This window comes from Idiomarina sp. UBA3162 (genome assembly GCF_002364475.1).
Lineage (GTDB): Bacteria > Pseudomonadota > Gammaproteobacteria > Enterobacterales > Alteromonadaceae > Idiomarina.
Genome location: NZ_DEYI01000048.1, coordinates 1 through 20,003, shown reverse-complemented (window position 1 = coordinate 20,003; position 20,003 = coordinate 1). Strand labels below are relative to the sequence as shown.

Sequence of the window (20,003 nt, the reverse complement as noted above, 5' to 3'; positions counted from 1 at the left end):
TTTGTATTGCTAAAATCGCATACCTTCTTAGGTAAGGCGAGAAAAAATAAGGTAGAATAGCGGAATATTGAGATTTACAGCAGGTTGTATAGGTATGAAAGTTCTGGGTATCGAAACGTCATGTGATGAGACGGGTATCGCCATTTATGACACTGAAAACGGGCTCTTAGCCCACCAACTATATTCGCAAGTGAAGTTACACGCGGATTATGGCGGGGTTGTTCCAGAACTGGCTTCACGCGATCACGTACGCAAGGTATTACCGCTTATTAAGGAAGCGCTCACGGAAGCTCATCTGGCACGCGAGGATATTGATGCTATTGCCTACACCTGTGGTCCAGGTTTGGTAGGTGCCTTACTGGTGGGCAGTTGTATAGGGCGTAGCTTAGCATTTGCTTGGGATATTCCGGCAGTCGGTGTGCACCATATGGAAGGACATCTGCTGGCGCCAATGCTTGAAGATAAGCAACCTGACTTTCCTTTCGTCGCGCTACTAGTATCTGGCGGACACACCCAACTCGTGGATGTGAAGGGTATCGGGGCGTATGAGCTGCTTGGTGAGTCCGTCGATGATGCTGCGGGCGAAGCCTTCGATAAAACGGCAAAGCTCATGGATTTGGATTATCCCGGTGGACCGCGACTCGCCAAGCTTGCAGAAAATGGTCGCTCTGACCGCTTTAAGTTTCCGCGTCCCATGACGGATCGCCCGGGCCTCGACTTTTCTTTTAGTGGTTTAAAAACCTTTACCGCCAACACCTTGGCCGATAGTCCCAACGACGACCAGACGCGGGCTGATATCGCTCGGGCGTTTGAGGACGCTGTGGTCGACACCTTGGCGATAAAATGTAAGCGTGCACTGAAGCAAACAGGGCGTAAACGACTCGTTGTTGCGGGGGGAGTAAGTGCCAATAAGCATCTAAGGGAGCAACTTGAGCAGTTAATGAAGCAATTACGTGGTCAGGTGTATTACCCCAGAACTGAATTTTGTACCGATAACGGCGCTATGATTGCGCTTGCTGGGGCATTTCGTCTGCAAGCGGGTGAACAAACAGGGTTGGCAATAAAGACGTTCCCTCGTTGGCCACTCACTGACTTAGCTCCGCATGCGTAGTGAAGAGCTATTGGTTGCGACGAAAGGACGTTTCTTTACCTGAGGTCAGCCGTACGATATTAGCTTGGTGGCGCCACAGTATGAGTGCTGAAATCATAATCACCGGCACGGTATATTGCGGTTTAATCCAAAAAGCATAAAACGGTGCTAGACAAACTGTTACCAAGGCGGCGAGGGAAGAAATGCGGCTTAGCTTGAATACCAAAAGCCAGGTTGCAATAAGTAATAACGCCATTTCCCAAGCCACGGGAAACATCGACCCTAAAGCCGTCGCGACTGCTTTACCGCCGCGAAAGTTAAAGTACAACGGAAAGATATGGCCAAGGCAGGCTGCAACAGCAATCAATCCTAAGAAGAACGGTGCAATACCTAGAAAATAAGAGCCCCAAACAGGAATCATGCCTTTGAGTACGTCGAAGAGTAACGTCAGTATGGCCGGTAGTTTGCCGCCGACTCGATAGACATTCGTGGCGCCTGGGTTTCCCGAGCCAGATAGCCTCGGATCGGGTAACCGCCACAGTTTACAGATCAGCACTGCGCTACTGATCGAGCCGAGTAGATAGGCAACGAGTATCATCAGTAAAGTCAGTGCACTCATAGGGTTCGATTCTTCCCAAGATTAGGTTAAGCTTTATAGATCTAGAATAAGCGGTTTTTAGTTGAATTACCAATGAGGAAATTTATGTCCCAGCAAGGTTTAGATGAGGTGCTCATTGAGGGGCTCGAAGTCGACGCAGTCATTGGCGTGTACGACTGGGAGCAGGGTATTCAACAAAAGCTAGTCATTGATCTTGTGCTGGCTTGGGATTGCCAGCGCGCCAGCCAGTCAGATGAAATTAATGATGCGCTCGATTATGCCGCGGTGAGCCAAGCGGTTGAGCGTTGGATCCAAGCAAAACCAAGAGCACTCATAGAAACGGTTGCCGAGGGTATTGCCGAATTGTTATTTAAGGACTTTGGTGTCACCGAAGTAGAGGTAAAAGTAAGTAAGCCCGGTGCGGTACCAACAGCGACTAATGTGGCGGTAAAAATACAGCGCACTCGCGTAGACGGCCCGTTTGGATAATTGCGATGGCGTGCGTATTTTTGGGGGTTGGTTCGAACTCGGACCGAGAGCGACATATTCTTAATGGTCTGATTGATATCAACGAGCACTTTAACTGGGTGCAGCGTTCTCGGGTCTATGAAAGTGAGGCGGTTGGTTTTGCAGGGCATGCGTTTTATAACCTCGTAGTTGAAGTAACCACAACGCTCGATGTCGAATCGGTCCTTGAGCAGTGTAAGGCGATTGAGAAAGCGCATGGACGTACTCACGGGGGGCCTAAATTTAGTCCCCGTACGTTGGATATCGACGTACTGCTATACGATGACTTGGTTCGCGAATCAGAGCCTCAATTACCGCGTGCTGAAATTTTAGAGAATGCCTTCGTTTTATTGCCGCTAGCGGATATCGCACCGATGCGCAGACATCCGGTTAACGGCAAAACCTATCGTGCTTTGTGGCAAACTTATAACCGAACACAACAGCTAGCTCCACTCAAAGATGAGCGTTGGCTGCCGTTTTAAATTAAGCCACGTTTTATCGCTAACAAGCGCTCCTCATTCAGTACTTGGCCTACCTCAGGCCCTTTAAGGCCTCGTGCAACGATAGATGAGGCATCAATCGATCGAGCCTGATTTAAGGCACTTACAATACAGCCATCACTGATATTAGGTCGTGCGATATGGCGGATGTGTGCCAATTGCTCGATACGCTCTGGTTGGCGCCACATATCAGCGCCATTAGCAAGCTCTAATAGTTGTGCGGGACTGAGTGGTGAGGGTTGCAATAACCACTTGCGGCTACCAAACACTGCTTGTGCTAACCGTTTATACTGATTGGGCAGACGTAGCTTTTGACTCAACAAATTAATTTCAAAAGTATCGCCTTGGCGTAACATGAGCGTTGCAAATCGTGTGTGAGTGCACTGTGTGACTTGGCTAATTTGTTGTAGGTCGCTCACTGATGAGGGCGATATCGTCAATTCAGGCATCACCTGCGACCATGCATCAATTTCGACTAATAGCTCAATAAACGCTGCTGGCGCATCGGTGGCGAGCGCCTTTTCCCATTCTCGCCATACTCGTTCTGCAACGAGTGTCTTTAACTCGCCCGAACGAGCCATGGCTTTCATCAGGTTTTTGGTTTCCTGTGCGACCGTAAAGCCCAAGGGTTTAAATCGTGCATAGAACCGTGCCACGCGAAGCACTCGCAAGGGATCTTCAACAAACGCAGGCGAAACGTGACGCAATAGCTTGCGTTCAATATCTTGCTGTCCGCCATAGGGATCGATCAGGTGTCCGTGCTCGTCTTCAGCGATGGCATTAATGGTTAAATCTCGGCGTTCTAAGTCTTGGGAAAGCGTTATCGTTGTATCTGTATTAACTTGAAACCCCGTGTATCCTTGTCCTTGCTTACGCTCAGTACGCGCCAGTGCATACTCTTCCCGTGTCTGTGGGTGTAAGAACACAGGAAAATCCTTACCCACTTGTTGATAACCTAAAGCGAGCATTTGGTCAGGGGTTGCGCCCACCACAACATAATCTTTATCACCGACAGGACAGCCCAATAACTGGTCTCGAACGGCTCCACCGACTAAATATATATCCAAGTGCACCTCCATGCTTTAAGGTGATGATCGCGAATCACTAGTTTAAGCGCAAGTAACTCGTTACACTGAGGCTAAAAAAGTTTGGCATGACTATGTATCAACAGCATTTTGGATTAACCGCAGAACCATTTTCGATCGCGCCCGATCCGCACTTTCTCTATCATAGTGAACGTCACCAAGAAGCGCTCGCGCATTTAGTGCAGGGGTTGCAAGGCAGTGGTGGTTTTATTCTACTGACCGGAGAAGTCGGTACGGGAAAAACCACGGTATCGCGTGCGTTACTTGAGCAACTGCCCGAGTCGACAGAAATTGCCTTTATCCTAAACCCGATGCTTAACGAGGATGAGTTGTTGGCGACGTTATGTGATGAGTGGGGGATCCGCTATCAAAAAGGACGTGCAACACGTAAAGTACTGACCGATAAAATCAGTCAGTTTCTACTCGACGCTCATCAACAGGATCGTCAGTGTGTCGTGCTGATTGATGAAGCGCAACACTTAAAGCCCCAAGTACTCGAGCAGCTGCGGTTACTCACCAATTTAGAAACGACAAAAAATAAGTTACTACGGGTCATTTTAATCGGACAGCCTGAGCTACAAACCTTATTAAAACGGCAAGAGCTTCGACAGCTGGCGCAGCGCATTACAGCCCGTTATCACTTGTTACCATTGACCAACTACGATACCGAACGATATATCGCTTATCGCTGTCAGATGGCGGGCGCCAACCGAGCACTGTTTACTCAGCCTGCGGCGATGACGGCCCACAAACTGACGGGCGGAGTACCCAGGCTATTAAATTTACTCTGCGATCGCGCGCTCTTAGTTGCTTACGCAGATGGTCAAATGCAAGTCGACAAAGCGCATGTTAAACGCGCCTCACAAGAGCTGGGCCAATTTGACGAGCCTCAACAACGCGCTCAGACGGCGTCACGTTGGCCGTGGCTTCTACTGCCAATCGCGGCAGTAATAATAGCCGCTCTGATGCGCTGGTGGTCGGTTCCCGAGATTCAGGTGGAAGAACCGATTAGCAACTATGACTATCAAAATGCGCAATTACTGGCGACTGCGTGGCAATTGCCTCAACCGCCTCGGCAACAAGCCTTTTGTGATTGGGTAAAGAATTATCAGCTCGCTTGCTTAAAAACCAATGCGGTCAGCGTGTCGCAATTACAGCAAATAAACTACCCGGCGCTATTGTTGCGAGATACTCAAACAGGCATCGTATTGAAGTCGATGGAACCGGTTGATACCCAGGGGTGGACAGGAGAAGTCATCGGCTTATATCAGCGACCCGATATTCGATACCAAGATGGGGCTACGGAATCTGAAGCTTTGACACAATGGGTTAAGGAGCAACTGGCGCGTTATTTAAGCGATACCCAGCAGCGTTTGAATGCGCAAGCACAATTACAAGCGATTCAAAGACAAGCTGGACTACCGATCACTGGCGAGTTAAATCAAGTTACATTGGCGTGGTTAAGTGCACGCTACTTTGAATCCGGTCCGCGCTTACAGGAGGTTAACTGATGTCTTCTATCTTAAAAGCGCTAAAGCAACAGCAGTCCCCCATCGTGCGCACACAAAGCCAACTTAATAACGAGCTATTCGCAGCGCAAAAAAACTCGGCTTCAGGGGCTGCCAAGTGGGCTATCGGTGCTTGTGTAGCTGCCATAGCCTGCAGTTTAGTGGTTTTGTATCTCCCTTTGGGTGAACAAGACAACGCGGTAGCGCAACAGGCCCAGCAACCAGAGGTCTATCGTTGGGGAGATGCGGCTACAGTACCTACCATCGATTGGGCGGCAGCACCTGAGCCTAAGCCGGCTGAACCCGAGCCGATAATTGTTAATCCAAGAGGACAAGCAGCTCAGCAGCCAGCAAGTCAGCAAGATGCGTTGGCTACTGAGGGCATTTCTGAGGATTTGCTGAGTCGCTTTGAACAAGCTGTTAAAGCAACGGCCGATGCTAAGCAAAATGACGTCGATAGCGTGATTCCTACTTTATCGAAACTCAATCCGTCGTTACAGCGACAGATTCGTGCGTTCACGTACGATGCACATATGTACGTTTCTGATGAGAGTCGTCGGTGGATAGAGCTTGATCAACAAAAACTAATGGTTGGCGATCAATTTCGCGACATGCAAGTTGTAAAGATCGAGCCACAACGAGTGGTTTTACGCAGACAGGGTAAGCTTTTCGCGGTCGAAGCGCTGGTTGATTGGAAAGGCGCCCAATGATTGACAATTGAGCGTGACCTTTTTACTCTTTAAACAACTGAATTAAACGCCTGTTTGAAAAACGTCGAACGGGTTCAACTTTGTATAAAGAGAGGTAGGTCATGGCCGATTATCGTGCGCCAAGAGATGACATGGATTTTGTCCTTCATGATGTATTTAATGTCACCGCCGATTGGCAAAAAAGCGACATGCTTGCGGAGATGATGGATCAAGACACAGCGTCAGCGATTCTTGATGAAGCCGCAAAGGTCGCTGAGCAGCTCATCGCGCCGGTATCTCGTCAAGCTGATGAGGAAGGCGTGAGTTTTAATGGCGGTGAAGTCACGACGCCCGCAGCGTATAAGGAAAACTTCCGCCAATTAGCTGAAGGTGGCTGGGTCGGGGTTACCGCAAACCCAGATTTTGGTGGTATGGGGCTACCGAAATCACTCTCAGCTCAGTATGAAGAAATGCTGTGTTCGGCCGATGTCGCTTTTTCCCTTTACCCTGGGCTAACCTCTGGCGCCATCATGACGCTTGATTTGCATGGTAGCGACGACATCAAACAAACCTATCTAGAGAAAATGGTGCAAGGCGAGTGGACCGGCACCATGTGCTTAACTGAACCTCATGCGGGTACTGACTTAGGGATTATAAAAACTAAAGCCGAACCACAAGGTGACGATAGCTATCTCATTTCAGGAACCAAGATTTTCATCACCGGTGGTGAACATGATTTGGTCGATAATATCGTACACCTAGTGCTGGCAAAACTGCCTGACGCACCCGCTGGCACGAAAGGTATATCGCTTTTTGTAGTACCGAAATTTTTAGTCAACGACGATGGCTCAGTCGGTGAGCGTAATGCGGTCAGTTGTGGCTCCATTGAACATAAAATGGGAATCCATGGTTCAGCTACTTGCGTGATGAACTTTGACGGCGCACGCGGCTGGATGGTCGGTGAGCCTAACCGTGGTTTGGCTGCGATGTTTACCATGATGAACTATGAACGTCTGGGAGTAGGGATTCAGGGTCTTGGTACCGCAGAACGCTCTTATCAAAATGCGTTGGAGTATGCGAGAGAACGTATTCAGGGACGCGGTGCAAAAGCGACGCGTGATATGAGTGCAGCTGCTGATCCTTTATTGGTGCATGGCGACATCCGTCGGATGTTGTTAACCATGAAGTCACTTACCGAAGGTGGACGTGCGTTTTCAACCTGGGTTGGGCAACAATTGGACCGAGCAAAATACGGTGAGTCAGATGAAGTGAAGCAACAGGCGGACGCAATGGTGGCACTGCTAACCCCTGTTGCAAAAGCCTTTTTGACGGACACGGGTCTTGAGTCAACAATTCATGGACAACAGATTTTCGGCGGTCACGGCTATGTTCGGGAGTGGGGACAAGAGCAACTCATTCGTGACACCCGCATTGCACAAATTTATGAAGGCACCAATGGTATTCAAGCACTCGACTTACTCGGGCGCAAAGTGGTTGGTTCTAAAGGTCAGCTGCTACATCCATTTGTTGCCGAGATTAAAGCATTTGTTAATGAAGCTGCCACCGACAACTGGAATGCTCAATTTAATCAACTCAAGCAGGCCGTTGATGAACTAGAACGCGTGACCGGACAAATCATTGAGCGCACGCAAAATGATGAGAATCAAGTCAACTCCGTTGCGGTGGAGTATTTGCATTTGGTCGGTTATATTGCGTATGCATACTTATGGTTACGTATGGCATTGGTTGCAGAGACAAAACAAGGCGAACGGCCTTACTTGGCGAGCAAAATTAAGACAGCACGGTTTTATTTTGCGCGGATATTGCCACGTATTTCGTCATTGCTCAGTGCCATCGAAGACGGTAGTGAGAGTTTATATTTACATGACGACGAAGACTTCTAAACAAACAATTAGCTTTTACCGCGATAGTCGCCGCCCCCAAGGTTGGGGCGGCTTTTTTTTAGCCCTATGGATGGCGATTTATATTGGTGGAAAGGTTCCGTTGTGGCTGATAGCTATTGGCGTACTGTTAACGATGACGATATTTATTATTATCGTAATTAAGTTCCGACCAAAACAGGAAGCTGCGTATTGGGACGGGCGAGAACTCGTTGAAAGGCGTTTTATCTTGCCACCCAAACACTATCTGCTAAATGAACCACCGCGGGTTGTCCGTCATGAGGCGGATATAGCCGCCGTCGAATTTAGTGACGGAGGTGGTAAACATGAAGTTTATATTATTTACGATGAAGCTCTTGAGCAGCAGCTTGAGGGAACCGACATTGTTATTAAGGATAACCGATAGCCTACAAAAAAGCGGCGCCTGAGGCGCCGCCGCTTTTGTTTGCATCGATAGACAACTCGATCGATTAGTCGTCCAGCGAGAGTAGTGTCGCATTACCACCGACAGCAGTGATGTTGTCGGAATGCGTTTTTTCAGTAATGAAACGCGTGAGGTAGTGCGGTCCACCTGCTTTCGGCCCAGTACCTGACATACCACGTCCACCGAATGGTTGAACGCCGACAATCGCACCGATTTGGTTACGGTTGATGTAAACGTTACCGACATCAACGCGGCTTGCGATGTCATACGCGAACGTTTCGTTACGGCTATGGATGCCAAATGTAAGGCCGTAACCTGTGCCGTTGATACTGTCGATTACATCATCCAACTCTTCAGTTTTGTAGCGGATGACATGAAGAATTGGACCAAAGTTTTCCTTGACTAACTGGCTGATGCTGTCGATTTCAATAGCCGTTGGCGCAACAAAAGTGCCGCCTTGAGTATAATCAGGCATCGGCGCTCGAGCGATCAGACGACCCGCTTGTTGAATATCTGAGATATGCTGTTCCAAATTAGTTTTAGCAATACCGTCAATGACTGGACCGACATCGGTTTCGTGCAACAACGGATCGCCGACTTCAAGTTCTTCCATCGCACCGCGCAGTAAGTCGAAAATACGATCCGCAATATCATCTTGGACAAACAAAACACGCAGTGCTGAGCAGCGCTGTCCGGCACTTTGGAATGCACTTGCGACAACATCAGTGACCACTTGCTCAGGTAGCGACGTTGAATCGATTAACATGGCATTCTGACCGCCTGTTTCGGCAATCAGCGGCACGATAGGACCAGTGCGCGCTGCTAAAGCGCGGTTAATCGCTTGAGCGGTATAAGTTGAACCGGTAAAGCAGACACCGCCGATGTCTTCCTGAGAAGTCAGGAAACTACCGACTTCGGCACCACTACCTGGCATAAAGTGCAAGACATTGCCTGGCACACCGGCTTCCAGAGCAAGTTGTACTGCACGATATGCTATAAGCCCAGTTTGCTCAGCTGGTTTAGCGATAACAGAGTTACCGGTTACCAGTGCAGCGACGACTTGGCCAACGAAAATAGCAAGAGGGAAGTTCCACGGGCTGATGCAAATAAAGGTACCGCGACCTTCGAGTTTCAGTTTGTTGTCTTCGCCTGTGGGGCCTGGCAACTGAATCTCGCCGTCCATTAATTTACGCGCTTCTTTCGCATAGTAGCGGCAGAAATCAACGGCTTCACGGACTTCATCAATACCGTCTTGCAAGCCTTTGCCCGCCTCAACGGAACACAGCGCAATTAATTCATTACGGTTAGCTTCCATTAAGTCGGCAAATTTTTCGAGGCAGGTCGCACGTTCGTCAACCGGCACCTCACGCCATGCACGATAGGCTTTATTAGCGCTTTGCAATGCTTGTTCAGCAAGCTTTTTATCGCCCCAATAAATACTACCCACTTGTTTTGTAGTCTCTTGCGGGCTAGTGATGCTTACTTGGTGGTCGGTCTCTACGGTCTTACCGTCAACAATTGGGCCACCTTGCCATTGTTTGTCGCGATACTGTTGTACCGCGGCAATGAAATCATCTGCTTGTGAGTGAATATTCATATTCAATCCTAATGAATTTTTGCGTTCCTCATACATTGCAGGAGGAAGTGGAATCTTGTCGTTAGCATAAACTTCGTGACGCATTGCTGTCTTCAGCGGATGTACAACCAATTCGTCGACGGGGGTATCAGCATCAAGTAGCTTATGAACGAATGACGAGTTAGCACCGTTCTCGAGTAAGCGGCGCACTAAGTAAGGTAATAGATCGCGATGAGGACCCACGGGCGCATATATGCGCACAACCATACCTGGCTTCTGCTTCATCAGCGTGTCGTAAAGATTATCACCCATACCATGTAGGCGTTGATACTCAATGCGGCGCTTATGCGTCTCGTTCATGTGCTCAATAGACATAATGGTCTGCGCATTATGAGTTGCAAACTGTGGATAGATGGCACCATCCGTATCATCGCTTAGTAAGTAACGTGCGCAGGCAATATAAGAAAGATCACTGTGAGCCTTGCGGGTAAACACAGGATATCCTGTGACACCATTCTCTTGACTCCATTTAATCTCATTATCCCAGTACGCACCTTTTACTAAACGTACAGGAATTTCATCGCCGCACTCGCGGGCAAGCGCAGTAATCCAGCATAAGGTGGGCAATGCGCGCTTAGAGTAGGCTTGAACCACCAAACCAAAGCGCGGCCAGCCTTTACACACACCACTCCGATACACTTTTTCGAATAACTCGAGTGATAATTCGTGGCGATCCACCTCCTCAGCATCGATGGTCACGCCAACATCAGCTTCTTTCGCAAGCTTGACGAGGTCGGTGAGCGTCGTCGCCAACTCAGTTAATACGCGTTCGTGGTTCGATGCCTCGTAACGCGGGTGCAGCGCCGATAGTTTGATAGAAATCGTGGGGCGCGGTGCATCCGGATTATTGAATTTTTCATTGGTGATGGTTTTAATCGAATTGACGTACTGTTGCTTGTAGTACTCTGCATCACTCATCGTTAATGCGGCTTCGCCGAGCATATCGTAAGCGTGGGTATAGCCTTTGTCGCGATTTTCACGACTTTCTTTTAAGGCTTCCTCAATCGTACGGCCTAAAACAAACTGTTTACCCATAATTTGCATCGCGGCATACGTTGCTTTACGAACCACGGGTTTACCTAGCTTGCGGATCATGCGGCGGAAGGTGCCTCGTGGCGTTTCCATCGCTTTTCCGGTGGGATTGATAACGCCGTTGGTAAGCGCTAACCCCCAAGTACCGGAATTAACTAACCATGAAGCACTTTGGCCCATATGCTTTTGCCAATCACCGCCTGACAATTTGTCTTGTATCAGGGCGTCTGCAGTGGCTGCATCGGGAATACGTAACAGAGCCTCGGCGAGACACATGAGGATAATACCCTCTTTGGTGTCTAAGCTGTACTCTTGCAAAAACGAATCGACCATACCGTTGTCGGCTTGCTCTCGCACTTGCTCGACTAACTTGGCGGCGCGCTCCGTCACTGTACTAACCGCGTCATCATCTGACGGCACCAGCGGCAACAACTCACGCATATATGCATCTTCATCGACGATATAATTGTCGGTTATTGCTTGCTGCAAGGACTTCAGATCCTCTGCCTGATGGCTTTTGGATAGCACCTCACTCGCTTTGAACATAGCATCTCCTGTTTGGCCAGGCCGAAGCTCGGCGTGCTTCCCCAACGATGGGAATCGGGCGCAAGTATACGATTATTTTTGCGCCGGTAAAGACTTTCCAAAGCTACGTTGCATATTTTCTCGATGGCTGTCAATAAAGCCTTGAAAACAATGTTTATTGACCCTTTGGAAACAAGTCAGTACCTTTAGCACAAAGCTTCCAGCACTGGGTATCCCAACATGTCACAAGAAATTGAGCTCAAACTATTAATTGAGCCACAACAGCGTGAGAATACACTCAATGAATGTCGAACCGTGGCTCAAGAGCACGGAGCAGAATCGTCTTATCAGGCGCTCGAATTGGCGAACGCATATTTTGATACCAGCGATTTGCGATTACGACAGTATGATATGGGGTTACGTATCAGACAGTCAGGAGATCAATTAGAGCAAACAATCAAGTTGGCAGGTCGAGTTCTTGGCGGCATGCACGAACGACCAGAATATAACCTTAATGTTGACTCGATGGAGCCGGATATCACCTTATTTGATGAGGGGATATGGCCGGATGATTTCCCTGTATACGATATCCAGCGCGATCTACAAGCGCTTTTCAAAACGGACTTCACTCGCCACAAATGGCACATTCCAAGCGGGGATGGTCAGATTGAACTTGTGCTTGATATGGGTGAGATTGTCGCGGGTGAAAAAACAGAACGAATCGTTGAGATGGAGCTAGAGCTACAAGGCGGCGACCTTGCTGATGTCTATCGTTTAGCGGAACGTCTCGTGAAAAAAGCGAACGCACGAATGGGTTCTCTCAGTAAAGCCGCGCGTGGTTACTTATTAGCAGGAAAGAGTGCGTTGGAACCCTTTGTTCAAACGCACTTTGTTGATATTAATTCGGATTATTCGCTCGCCGACGCACTTTATAAGGCGCTCGAGTACGGTTTGCGTCATTGGCAACACAACGAGGCATGTCTGGAGTATCACGCCCACGTTCGCGCTGCTCAAGGTATGGCCGACGGAATTTATCTTTGCCGCGCAGTCATTGATCAGCTGAGAAGTCTCGACATTGACTGTCGCGATCTGCCTGAACAATTAGCGGAAATCCACCAGTCGCTAAGCTGGCTAAAGCGTTTTGAAGGATTGGCTGAGCTCACGGCCGAAGATGGCGCTTATCATCGAGCGTTAAAAAAGCAATCAAGTTTGTACGAGCATTTAGAGGATACTCAACAGCAAGTGATACAATTAGCAGAATTGGTCAAGGTGGTGCGTTCTGATAGTTATCAATGTGTATTGCTCGATTTGTCTCAATTTTTAATGGAAAAGCCGACTAACGAGGCGCTTGAGCAGCCTTGTCAAAGTTGGAGTACAGAACTTTTACGCAACGACTGGAAAGACGTTCAAGCGGCGTTCGAGGAAGTTGAGGATATGTCAGAAGAGCGTTATTTAAAGTTGTTGCCGGCTTTACAACATAGCTTAATGCTAGGTACCTGCTTAGGTCAGCTGTACGATGCTCAGCAGCGTGATAACTTCCGTTCGCCGTGGCTTGACCTAGCGCGGGGGATTCGTGAAATTAACGCGCTCCACATTCTACATGAAATGGTAAAAAACAGTGATGATCTTGCCGATGAGAAATTACTGGAATGGCAAAAAGTTCAACGCGAATCCTTACTAACTGCTTTAGAGTACTCACGCAAGGCGGCATTACGTCGTGAACCTTATTGGCAGCAATAAGTGGGTGACCATGCAAAACCGATTAGACCGAGTACCGGCAAAACACTTTATTGAAGCCTCGGAGCCAGTTTGGCAGCGTATTCACGAGCAGATCCGTTTACCGCAAGGCATGCTCAATTCACTACGTCATGGTGTCGCCGTCTCCTCTTTTATTGGCGAGGTAGCTGAGCGGTATCCCGAAGCGTTAGCCGCAGCGTGGCTTGAACCGATTTCGGCAAATGAGATTCGAGCGGCTTTTTTAACTCATATTGCAGCGGTTGAGTCCGAGAATGAACTAAAAGCTGCTGTGAGGCGATTCAGGCATGCTCACATGGCAGCGAGTGCGCTATTAGAATGGCAAGGTCAACGCAGCTTAGCTGAATCACTCGCCTTTTATTCGGAACTCGCCGATACATTGATTATCGAATCATTACACTGGCTTGAACAGCGCTTTTATCAACGTTTAGGGCGTCCGCTCGATATTGATGGCGAACTGCAGCATCTTTATGTGCTCGGTATGGGCAAGCTCGGCGGTCGTGAGCTCAACTTTTCCTCTGATATCGATCTTATTTTTTATTATCCAGAGCAGGGTGAAACACAGGGCGGCTCGCGGTCGGTAGAAAACTCCGTGTTTTTTACTCGGTTAGCTCAGGCGTTAATCGCTGTTTTGGATGAAAACACGTTTGATGGTCAAGCGTTTCGTGTCGATATGCGGCTTCGGCCTTTTGGACAGTCAGGCCCGCTGGTCACGAGCTTAGCGGCTTTAGAGCATTACTATCAGGAGCAAGGGCGTGACTGGGAACGCTATGCGATGGTAAAGGCACGGCTGCTCAATCGTTTAGGCAAGAAGCAGACAAATGCATTTCAAGAACTCATCCGGCCGTTTGTCTACAGACGTTACATTGATTTCGGTGCTATTGAAGCGCTGCGCAAAATGAAGCTTCTGATTACTCAGGAGACCAGGCGACAGGGCGCACAGGGTAATATTAAGTTAGCAGCGGGTGGGATACGAGAAGTTGAGTTCATTGCCCAAGCCCATCAGTTGATCCGTGGTGGACGCGAGAAGTCGTTACAAACGCGCTCAATCTATCGTGCATACGAGGCAATGGTCAACCTCGACATCTTCCAAGGGTCAGTGGCAAAACGTCTACTGCAAGCCTATGAGTTGCTTCGTGAAGTTGAACATCGACTGCAACAATTAGCTGATGAGCAAACGCAAAAGCTACCTCACGATGAATCAGCGCAAGAGAAACTTGCTTATCTCATGGGTGAGGAAGACTTTGCTCAGCTTGAGCAACGCATTGTTCAAGCGATGGACTTTATTCACAATGAATTTAAGCAAGTGGTAGGTGAAGGATCTGAGTGCGACGAGGAAGAGCAAAGTCTACAAGTGCTATGGCAAGATATGCTCGAAGACGACGCGGCACTGGAAATTATTGCTGCAGAAGGTGAGCAAGATGTTGACGGTATCTGGCGTTTAATCAAGCAATTTCGCAGTGAAGCTCGTAAGCGAAGTTCGGGGCCGCGAGGTCGAGCCGCATTAGCGCGTTTAATGCCATTGTTATTTCGGCAGATGATAGCGCAACCTCAATCGATGACGATTCTTGAGCGTGTGCTTACTGTTATTCGCGCCATTATGAGTAGAACAGCTTACATTGAGTTGTTGGCCGAAAACCCAGGCGCCCGAGTTCAACTTTGTCGTCTGTGTGCCGCTTCACCGTGGGTTTCGCAGCAATTGGCACTGCATCCTATTCTACTCGACGAGCTGATCGATCCGCAGCACTTGTACCAACTACCTGATTTGACTGATTACCCAAGCGTACTCAATGAGTTTCTGATACGCACGCCCGAAGATGATTTAGAGTCACAAATGGATGCGTTACGGCAAGCGAAACAGGTGTTGCAGCTTAAAATTGCGGCTGCGGATATCACGGGTGGCTTAGAGCTTATGAAAGTAAGTGACCACTTGAGTTATTTGGCTCAGGCGGTGACCGCAGAAGTCGTGCATCTGGCTTGGCGACAAATGGCGCAGCGTCACGGCACACCGCCAGGACGTTCGATACAGGATACGGGCTTTGGCGTACTGGCATACGGTAAGCTAGGGGGGTTGGAGCTCGGATATGGCTCAGATCTTGATTTGGTCTTTGTGACTCACGCGCAGTACGAAGGCTACACTGATGGTGCCAAACCTATCGAAGTGCAACAATTTTACTTGCGATTGGCGCAGCGTATTCTGCACTTATTTACTACACGAACCGTGGCGGGAGTTTTATACGAGGTTGATTTACGCTTAAGACCCTCTGGTCAAGCTGGCTTATTGGTAACGCAGTTAGATTCGTTTATCCGCTACTTACGCGATGATGCATGGACTTGGGAGTTACAGGCTTTGGTGCGTGCGCGCCCGATATACGGGACCGATGCTGTGCAAGCTGACTTACACGATATTCGTTGCGCCATTTTGTCGCGTACGCGAGAAGCAACTAGCTTACGGGAAGATATTCTTGCGATGCGCCAAAAGATGCGGGCACATCTTTCAAGCGGGGGCACTCACTTCGATATCAAGCAAGATCCAGGCGGGATAGCGGACATCGAGTTTATTGCGCAGTATCTAGTACTCAACTATGCGCATGATTATCCACAATTGACCGAGTATTCGGACAATATTCGTATCCTAACTTGCGCCGAACAGTGTCATTTAATCGATCCTGTGGAAGCACAAGATCTTATCAACGCGTATCAAATTTTTCGCTGTGAGAGCCATGCGTTGGCATTACAGGGCGAAGATGCGTTAAGCCAACACGACTTAACCACAGAGCGTGATGCAGTTCGTCGTGTTTGGTCGCGTTTACTGAGCGAAAATGCGAGCGGCATTTAGCTGTAGTAGCTCGGCATATCCTCTTGGGGTCGTGTTTTGAAGCGTCGATGGACCCATAGGTACTGTTCAGGCGCTTTCAATACGGCTTGCTCAACCAGTTGGTTAATGAGCGTTGCGTCGGCGAGGTCATCGCCTATCGGGAAGTTGACTAACTTAGGCTCGTAGTAAACATCGTAGCCCGTGCCATCTTCACGTCGAACGCAACGACTGACAATAACGTTGCAGTTTTTGTGGTTGGCGAACAGCATGGTGCCGGTGGTTGTAGAAGCGTCAGGGACTGCGAAAAAGGGAGCGAATACGACGCGGCGACGGCCATAGTCTTGATCCGGTAAATAACCGGCTATTTCACCGTTCTTGATAGCATTGACCATGCCTTTTACATCGCGACGTTGGATCATATACTTGTTTGAACGCGCGCGCCCTTTAGTCTGTAAGTACTCCATAACGGCATTGTTGTGAGGACGATAGAGTCCAACTGCAGGCTCAACAAAGCCGTGTAAACGTGCATGAACCTCTAAACTCAAGAAGTGGAACAAGAGCATTAATACGCCTTTGCCGCCTTCTTGAGCATCTCTTAGGTTTTCTTCGCCATGGACGTGCAGCTTGCGTTTGATACGCCAATTCGGCCACCACCACGCGATACCCACTTCGAAATAGGCGATTCCCGTATTTTCTAAGTTTTTCTTAACTAATCGTTCGATCTCATCGGCCGGTTTATCGGGAAATGCCAGTGCTAAGTTACGGCGTGCAATGGCGACTCGACGCGGTAACGCCTTCATTAACAATCGGCCCAAGCCTTTACCCATGGCGATCTGTAGGCGATACGGTAACCATGAAACAGAATAAAGGAAAATAACACCGAGCCAAGTTAGCCAGAACTTAGGGTGTAAAAAATAGAGTTTAAACTTGGGTTGTTCGATCACGGACACAGTTCTTATTTTGGAACGAATAATACGTAGATTAACACAAATCAAAAACGTGCAGTGAACCGACCATTCACTGCACGTTCAGTGTTGAAGCTTAATTGAACGACTTATTCAGCCGCCGTGCTATCAACATTTTCAGAGAGGCTTTCGTTGATGGCTTGCAAATCATCAGCTTGCAATTCCCCAACCGTTTGTTCGAGGTTGATACGCTGACGAATATAGCCGTAGCGTGCCTGCGCTAGATTACGGCGTGCATCGAACAAATTACGGGTACTGTTAAGTACATCGACGATAGTCCGAGTACCCACTTCAAAGCCTGCTTCCGTTGCTTTTAGTGCACTCTCGGCTGAGGTTACTGCTTGCTGGAATGCACGGATACTCGCAATTGATGCATTGACCTCGTAGTAGGCATTGCGAACTTGACGCTCAACCGAGCGCTGAGTTTCCACCATTGATTGGCTTGCAGCAACATAGTTGTCGCGTGCCTGAGCAACTTGTGATGAGGTCCGGAAACCGCTGAAGATTGGTACAGAAACTTTTACACCAATAGAGCGCGTGTCAAGTCGAGGTAAGTCTATGGTGGTACCGTCGATCGTGGTTTCACTGTCTTGAGTACTGTAGCTTGCTGTTAAGCCAACAGTCGGGTAGTGACCGGCTTGATTAACTTCGATCTGCTGCTCGGCGATGTCAACATTCACCATGCTTTGCATGAGATTTAGATTGTTATTTTCAGCCTTTTTAACCCAACGGAGGACTTCCGCAGGCTGAGGGTCAGAAGGCGAAAAAGTATCGGTATTGAGACCGGCTAAGGATTGCGGATACTGACCTGTGATTTCGCGAATATTTTCCATCGCAATCTCAACAGCGTTACGCGCTTGAATTTCGCGAGCAACAGCGCTGTCATACTGAGCCTGTGCTTCGTGAACGTCAGTGATCGCGGTTAGACCAACCGAGAACCGTTGTTTAGTCTGTTCTAGCTGGCGCTCGATTGCTCGTTTTTCAGATTGAGCAAAGGCTAAGTCGTCTTTTGCTTGCAGTGCACCAAAGTAGGCGTTTACGACGCGTAAGCGCAATGATTGTTCCGCGGCTTGATAAGCGACTTCAGCGCGATAGGCTTGTTTGTTAGCGATATCTGACTCTTTCCATGTGCTCCAGTCAAAAATGTTTTGATTTAAGCTAACGCCAGCGCTCCAGCCATTTGAATCGCGCTTGTATGTGCCTAAGCCTGGCTGGAATGATTCTGATGAAGAATCACTGATGCCAACTTCGCCCGCGATCTGTGGCCAGAATGCGGAATTAGCGATATCGACGTTCTTTTGTGCGGCATCACGCTCGGCGGCTGCCCGGAGTAAAGCTGGATCGTTCTTCACAGCTAACTGGTATACGTCACGTAAATCTTCTGCGCTGGTAGTAAAACTCGCTGTGGCTAGCGCTAAGCCAACAGTAATGGACACTAAATGTTTTTTCATTGCTAACGTTGCCCTGTGCTGATGGTATTCGACAGTGTAATCAGTGTATGAGTCGCTTTGAATATTCAATAAGTTTACATACACGTTTGAATGATTACCAGTTTAAACTTAATCTGGCTTAACTTTAAGCGAAAGAAGGTTTCAGATCACGCTTAAGTGTAACAGAATGTATGCAAATAGATGAGCTGCTTCTTTTTAGCGTTAGTTAGGAGTCATGGTGAAACAGTTTAGTAAAGATGATGTTCAAATTGAAAGTAAAGATTCACTTTATAAGGGATTTTTGTCGGTAAACCAGTACACACTCAAACATAAATTGTTTGCTGGCGGGTGGGGACCCTCGATTACGCGCGAACTGATGGAGCGCGGTGATGCCGTAGTGGTGATTCCCTATGACCCAATCACTCAGGAACTCGTGGTTTTAGAGCAGTTTCGTATGGGAGCTATGAAAAACGAATACGGTCCTTGGTTGTTAGAGTTTGTTGCTGGCATGTTTGATGGCGATGAAACGCCCGAACAAGTGGCGCATCGTGAATTATTTGAAGAGGCGGGGCTGCGCGCTAAGCAGTTAGTCAAAGCATTGAGTTATTATTCAAGCCCCGGGGGGACTGACGAGCGCTTAACTATTTATATTGCTGAAGTCGATGCCAGCCAAGCGGCTGAGCTAGCAGGAGTCGAGTCGGAACATGAGGATATCCGCGTGCACGTCAAACCCTTCGAAAGCGTGATAGAATGGTTAGAGCAAGGGCGCATTAATAATGCGGCTAGTGTGATTGGTCTACAATGGCTTCAATTACATATTAATAAGCTACCATTTGCCAAATAATTAAGGTGTAAAGCGTCGACTATGAGAGATGAGCGGTACGTTATTGATGTAGCTGAGTTACATCGTATTAATGAACGCAACTATGCCGGGTTGGTACGACTTGTACCGGACTCAGAACACCCACATGTCATTCGTGCTGGCGCGCACCTAACGTTTGAAATTACTCAGTTGAGTGAGTCAAAATACACCAGTGATGTCCGCATTGCGCAAAAGCGAGAGCATTGGTCAGCTGATTACTTACTGACACAACTCGACGTGCGTCTATATCATGATGTTCGGATGGCAGAGGTGCTCTCGAGTCAGGGGGTGAGTCGGCTGCGTGTAAACTATCAGCAGCCCAATCCAGAAATGCGACATCCTGATGAAAAACATCAAGTGAATCAGTTTTTAGCTGATTGGTTGATGCTCATTAAAACGCGTGGACAAGTGCCGATGCTACGCTTAGATAAATTTTTACCACACGACTTCAAATAGACCGATAATAGCGGTACATTGAATCCACAATAACAACCATATAAACGACAATGTGTCGCGCTGGTCCAAAAATTAGATCATAACCATGACAGATTATAAATCCGATTCGATCGAGGTCTTAAACGGCCTTGAGCCGGTCCAACGTCGACCGGGTATGTATACAGACACGTCGCGCCCTAACCATCTTGGTCAAGAAGTTATCGATAACAGTGTCGATGAAGC

Annotated in this window: 16 protein-coding genes; 11 read left to right on the top strand and 5 right to left on the bottom strand. The window is 48.4% G+C overall.

Going from position 1 to position 20,003, the window contains the following annotated elements; translation table 11 throughout:
• The first annotated feature begins 94 nt into the window (after positions 1-94).
• Positions 95-1,111, top strand: coding sequence for a tRNA (adenosine(37)-N6)-threonylcarbamoyltransferase complex transferase subunit TsaD (tsaD, locus tag B2X00_RS05670; RefSeq protein ID WP_290486474.1), 1,017 nt, complete (start codon positions 95-97; stop codon positions 1,109-1,111).
• Between the two features lie 7 nt (positions 1,112-1,118).
• Here the strand turns inward: tsaD and plsY are convergent, their stop codons facing one another.
• A complete protein-coding gene (gene plsY / locus B2X00_RS05665) occupies positions 1,119-1,709 on the bottom strand; it encodes a glycerol-3-phosphate 1-O-acyltransferase PlsY (RefSeq protein WP_290486473.1) in 591 nt (196 codons plus the stop codon).
• An 84-nt stretch (positions 1,710-1,793) separates the two neighbouring features.
• Here plsY and folB point away from each other — a divergent pair, with 84 nt between their 5' ends.
• Together folB and folK are read left to right on the top strand one after the other, a co-directional pair.
• On the top strand, positions 1,794-2,177 hold the full coding sequence (gene folB / locus B2X00_RS05660) for a dihydroneopterin aldolase (RefSeq protein ID WP_290486472.1): 384 nt from the start codon (positions 1,794-1,796) through the stop codon (positions 2,175-2,177).
• Between the two features lie 5 nt (positions 2,178-2,182).
• Positions 2,183-2,677 (top strand): 2-amino-4-hydroxy-6-hydroxymethyldihydropteridine diphosphokinase, encoded by a 495-nt coding sequence (gene folK, locus B2X00_RS05655; RefSeq protein ID WP_290486471.1) that lies wholly within the window; start codon positions 2,183-2,185, stop codon positions 2,675-2,677.
• Here the strand turns inward: folK and B2X00_RS05650 are convergent.
• On the bottom strand, positions 2,674-3,762 hold the full coding sequence (locus tag B2X00_RS05650; RefSeq protein ID WP_290486470.1) for a hypothetical protein: 1,089 nt from the start codon (positions 3,760-3,762) through the stop codon (positions 2,674-2,676). The two genes, folK and B2X00_RS05650, sit on opposite strands and share 4 nt — an antisense overlap.
• 86 nt (positions 3,763-3,848) lie before the next feature.
• Here B2X00_RS05650 and B2X00_RS05645 point away from each other — a divergent pair, with 86 nt between their 5' ends.
• The 4 genes from B2X00_RS05645 to B2X00_RS05630 all read left to right on the top strand — a co-directional run bounded on the left by B2X00_RS05645 (position 3,849) and on the right by B2X00_RS05630 (position 8,284).
• On the top strand, positions 3,849-5,291 hold the full coding sequence (locus tag B2X00_RS05645; RefSeq protein ID WP_370244556.1) for an ExeA family protein: 1,443 nt from the start codon (positions 3,849-3,851) through the stop codon (positions 5,289-5,291).
• Positions 5,291-5,998 carry a general secretion pathway protein GspB gene (locus B2X00_RS05640; RefSeq protein WP_286682139.1) on the top strand — a complete coding sequence of 236 codons (708 nt, stop codon included), beginning with the start codon at positions 5,291-5,293 and terminating at the stop codon, positions 5,996-5,998. Before B2X00_RS05645 ends, B2X00_RS05640 begins: the two co-directional genes overlap by 1 nt.
• Before the next feature lie 101 nt (positions 5,999-6,099).
• A complete protein-coding gene (locus B2X00_RS05635; RefSeq protein ID WP_286682138.1) occupies positions 6,100-7,881 on the top strand; it encodes an acyl-CoA dehydrogenase C-terminal domain-containing protein in 1,782 nt (593 codons plus the stop codon).
• A complete protein-coding gene (locus B2X00_RS05630) occupies positions 7,862-8,284 on the top strand; it encodes a hypothetical protein (RefSeq protein ID WP_272977751.1) in 423 nt (140 codons plus the stop codon). Before B2X00_RS05635 ends, B2X00_RS05630 begins: the two co-directional genes overlap by 20 nt.
• A 64-nt stretch (positions 8,285-8,348) precedes the next feature.
• Here the strand turns inward: B2X00_RS05630 and putA are convergent, their stop codons facing one another.
• A complete protein-coding gene (gene putA / locus B2X00_RS05625) occupies positions 8,349-11,516 on the bottom strand; it encodes a bifunctional proline dehydrogenase/L-glutamate gamma-semialdehyde dehydrogenase PutA (RefSeq protein ID WP_290486469.1) in 3,168 nt (1,055 codons plus the stop codon).
• Between the two features lie 219 nt (positions 11,517-11,735).
• Here putA and B2X00_RS05620 point away from each other — a divergent pair, with 219 nt between their 5' ends.
• On the top strand, positions 11,736-13,235 hold the full coding sequence (locus tag B2X00_RS05620; RefSeq protein WP_290486468.1) for an inorganic triphosphatase: 1,500 nt from the start codon (positions 11,736-11,738) through the stop codon (positions 13,233-13,235).
• 10 nt (positions 13,236-13,245) lie between these two features.
• On the top strand, positions 13,246-16,089 hold the full coding sequence (glnE, locus tag B2X00_RS05615; protein ID WP_290486467.1) for a bifunctional [glutamate--ammonia ligase]-adenylyl-L-tyrosine phosphorylase/[glutamate--ammonia-ligase] adenylyltransferase: 2,844 nt from the start codon (positions 13,246-13,248) through the stop codon (positions 16,087-16,089).
• Here glnE and lpxL read toward each other — a convergent pair.
• Together lpxL and tolC are read right to left on the bottom strand one after the other, a co-directional pair.
• A complete protein-coding gene (gene lpxL, locus B2X00_RS05610; RefSeq protein ID WP_006956102.1) occupies positions 16,086-17,012 on the bottom strand; it encodes an LpxL/LpxP family Kdo(2)-lipid IV(A) lauroyl/palmitoleoyl acyltransferase in 927 nt (308 codons plus the stop codon). The two genes, glnE and lpxL, sit on opposite strands and share 4 nt — an antisense overlap.
• Before the next feature lie 110 nt (positions 17,013-17,122).
• On the bottom strand, positions 17,123-18,484 hold the full coding sequence (tolC, locus tag B2X00_RS05605; protein ID WP_286682134.1) for an outer membrane channel protein TolC: 1,362 nt from the start codon (positions 18,482-18,484) through the stop codon (positions 17,123-17,125).
• 214 nt (positions 18,485-18,698) lie between these two features.
• On the opposite strand from tolC, the gene B2X00_RS05600 reads away from it, so the two are divergent.
• Together B2X00_RS05600 and B2X00_RS05595 are read left to right on the top strand one after the other, a co-directional pair.
• Positions 18,699-19,307: an NUDIX domain-containing protein gene (locus B2X00_RS05600; protein ID WP_272977943.1), complete on the top strand. Its 609-nt coding sequence runs from the start codon at positions 18,699-18,701 to the stop codon at positions 19,305-19,307.
• 21 nt (positions 19,308-19,328) lie between these two features.
• On the top strand, positions 19,329-19,781 hold the full coding sequence (locus B2X00_RS05595) for a DUF1249 domain-containing protein (protein WP_006956983.1): 453 nt from the start codon (positions 19,329-19,331) through the stop codon (positions 19,779-19,781).
• The last annotated feature ends 222 nt before the right edge of the window (positions 19,782-20,003 follow it).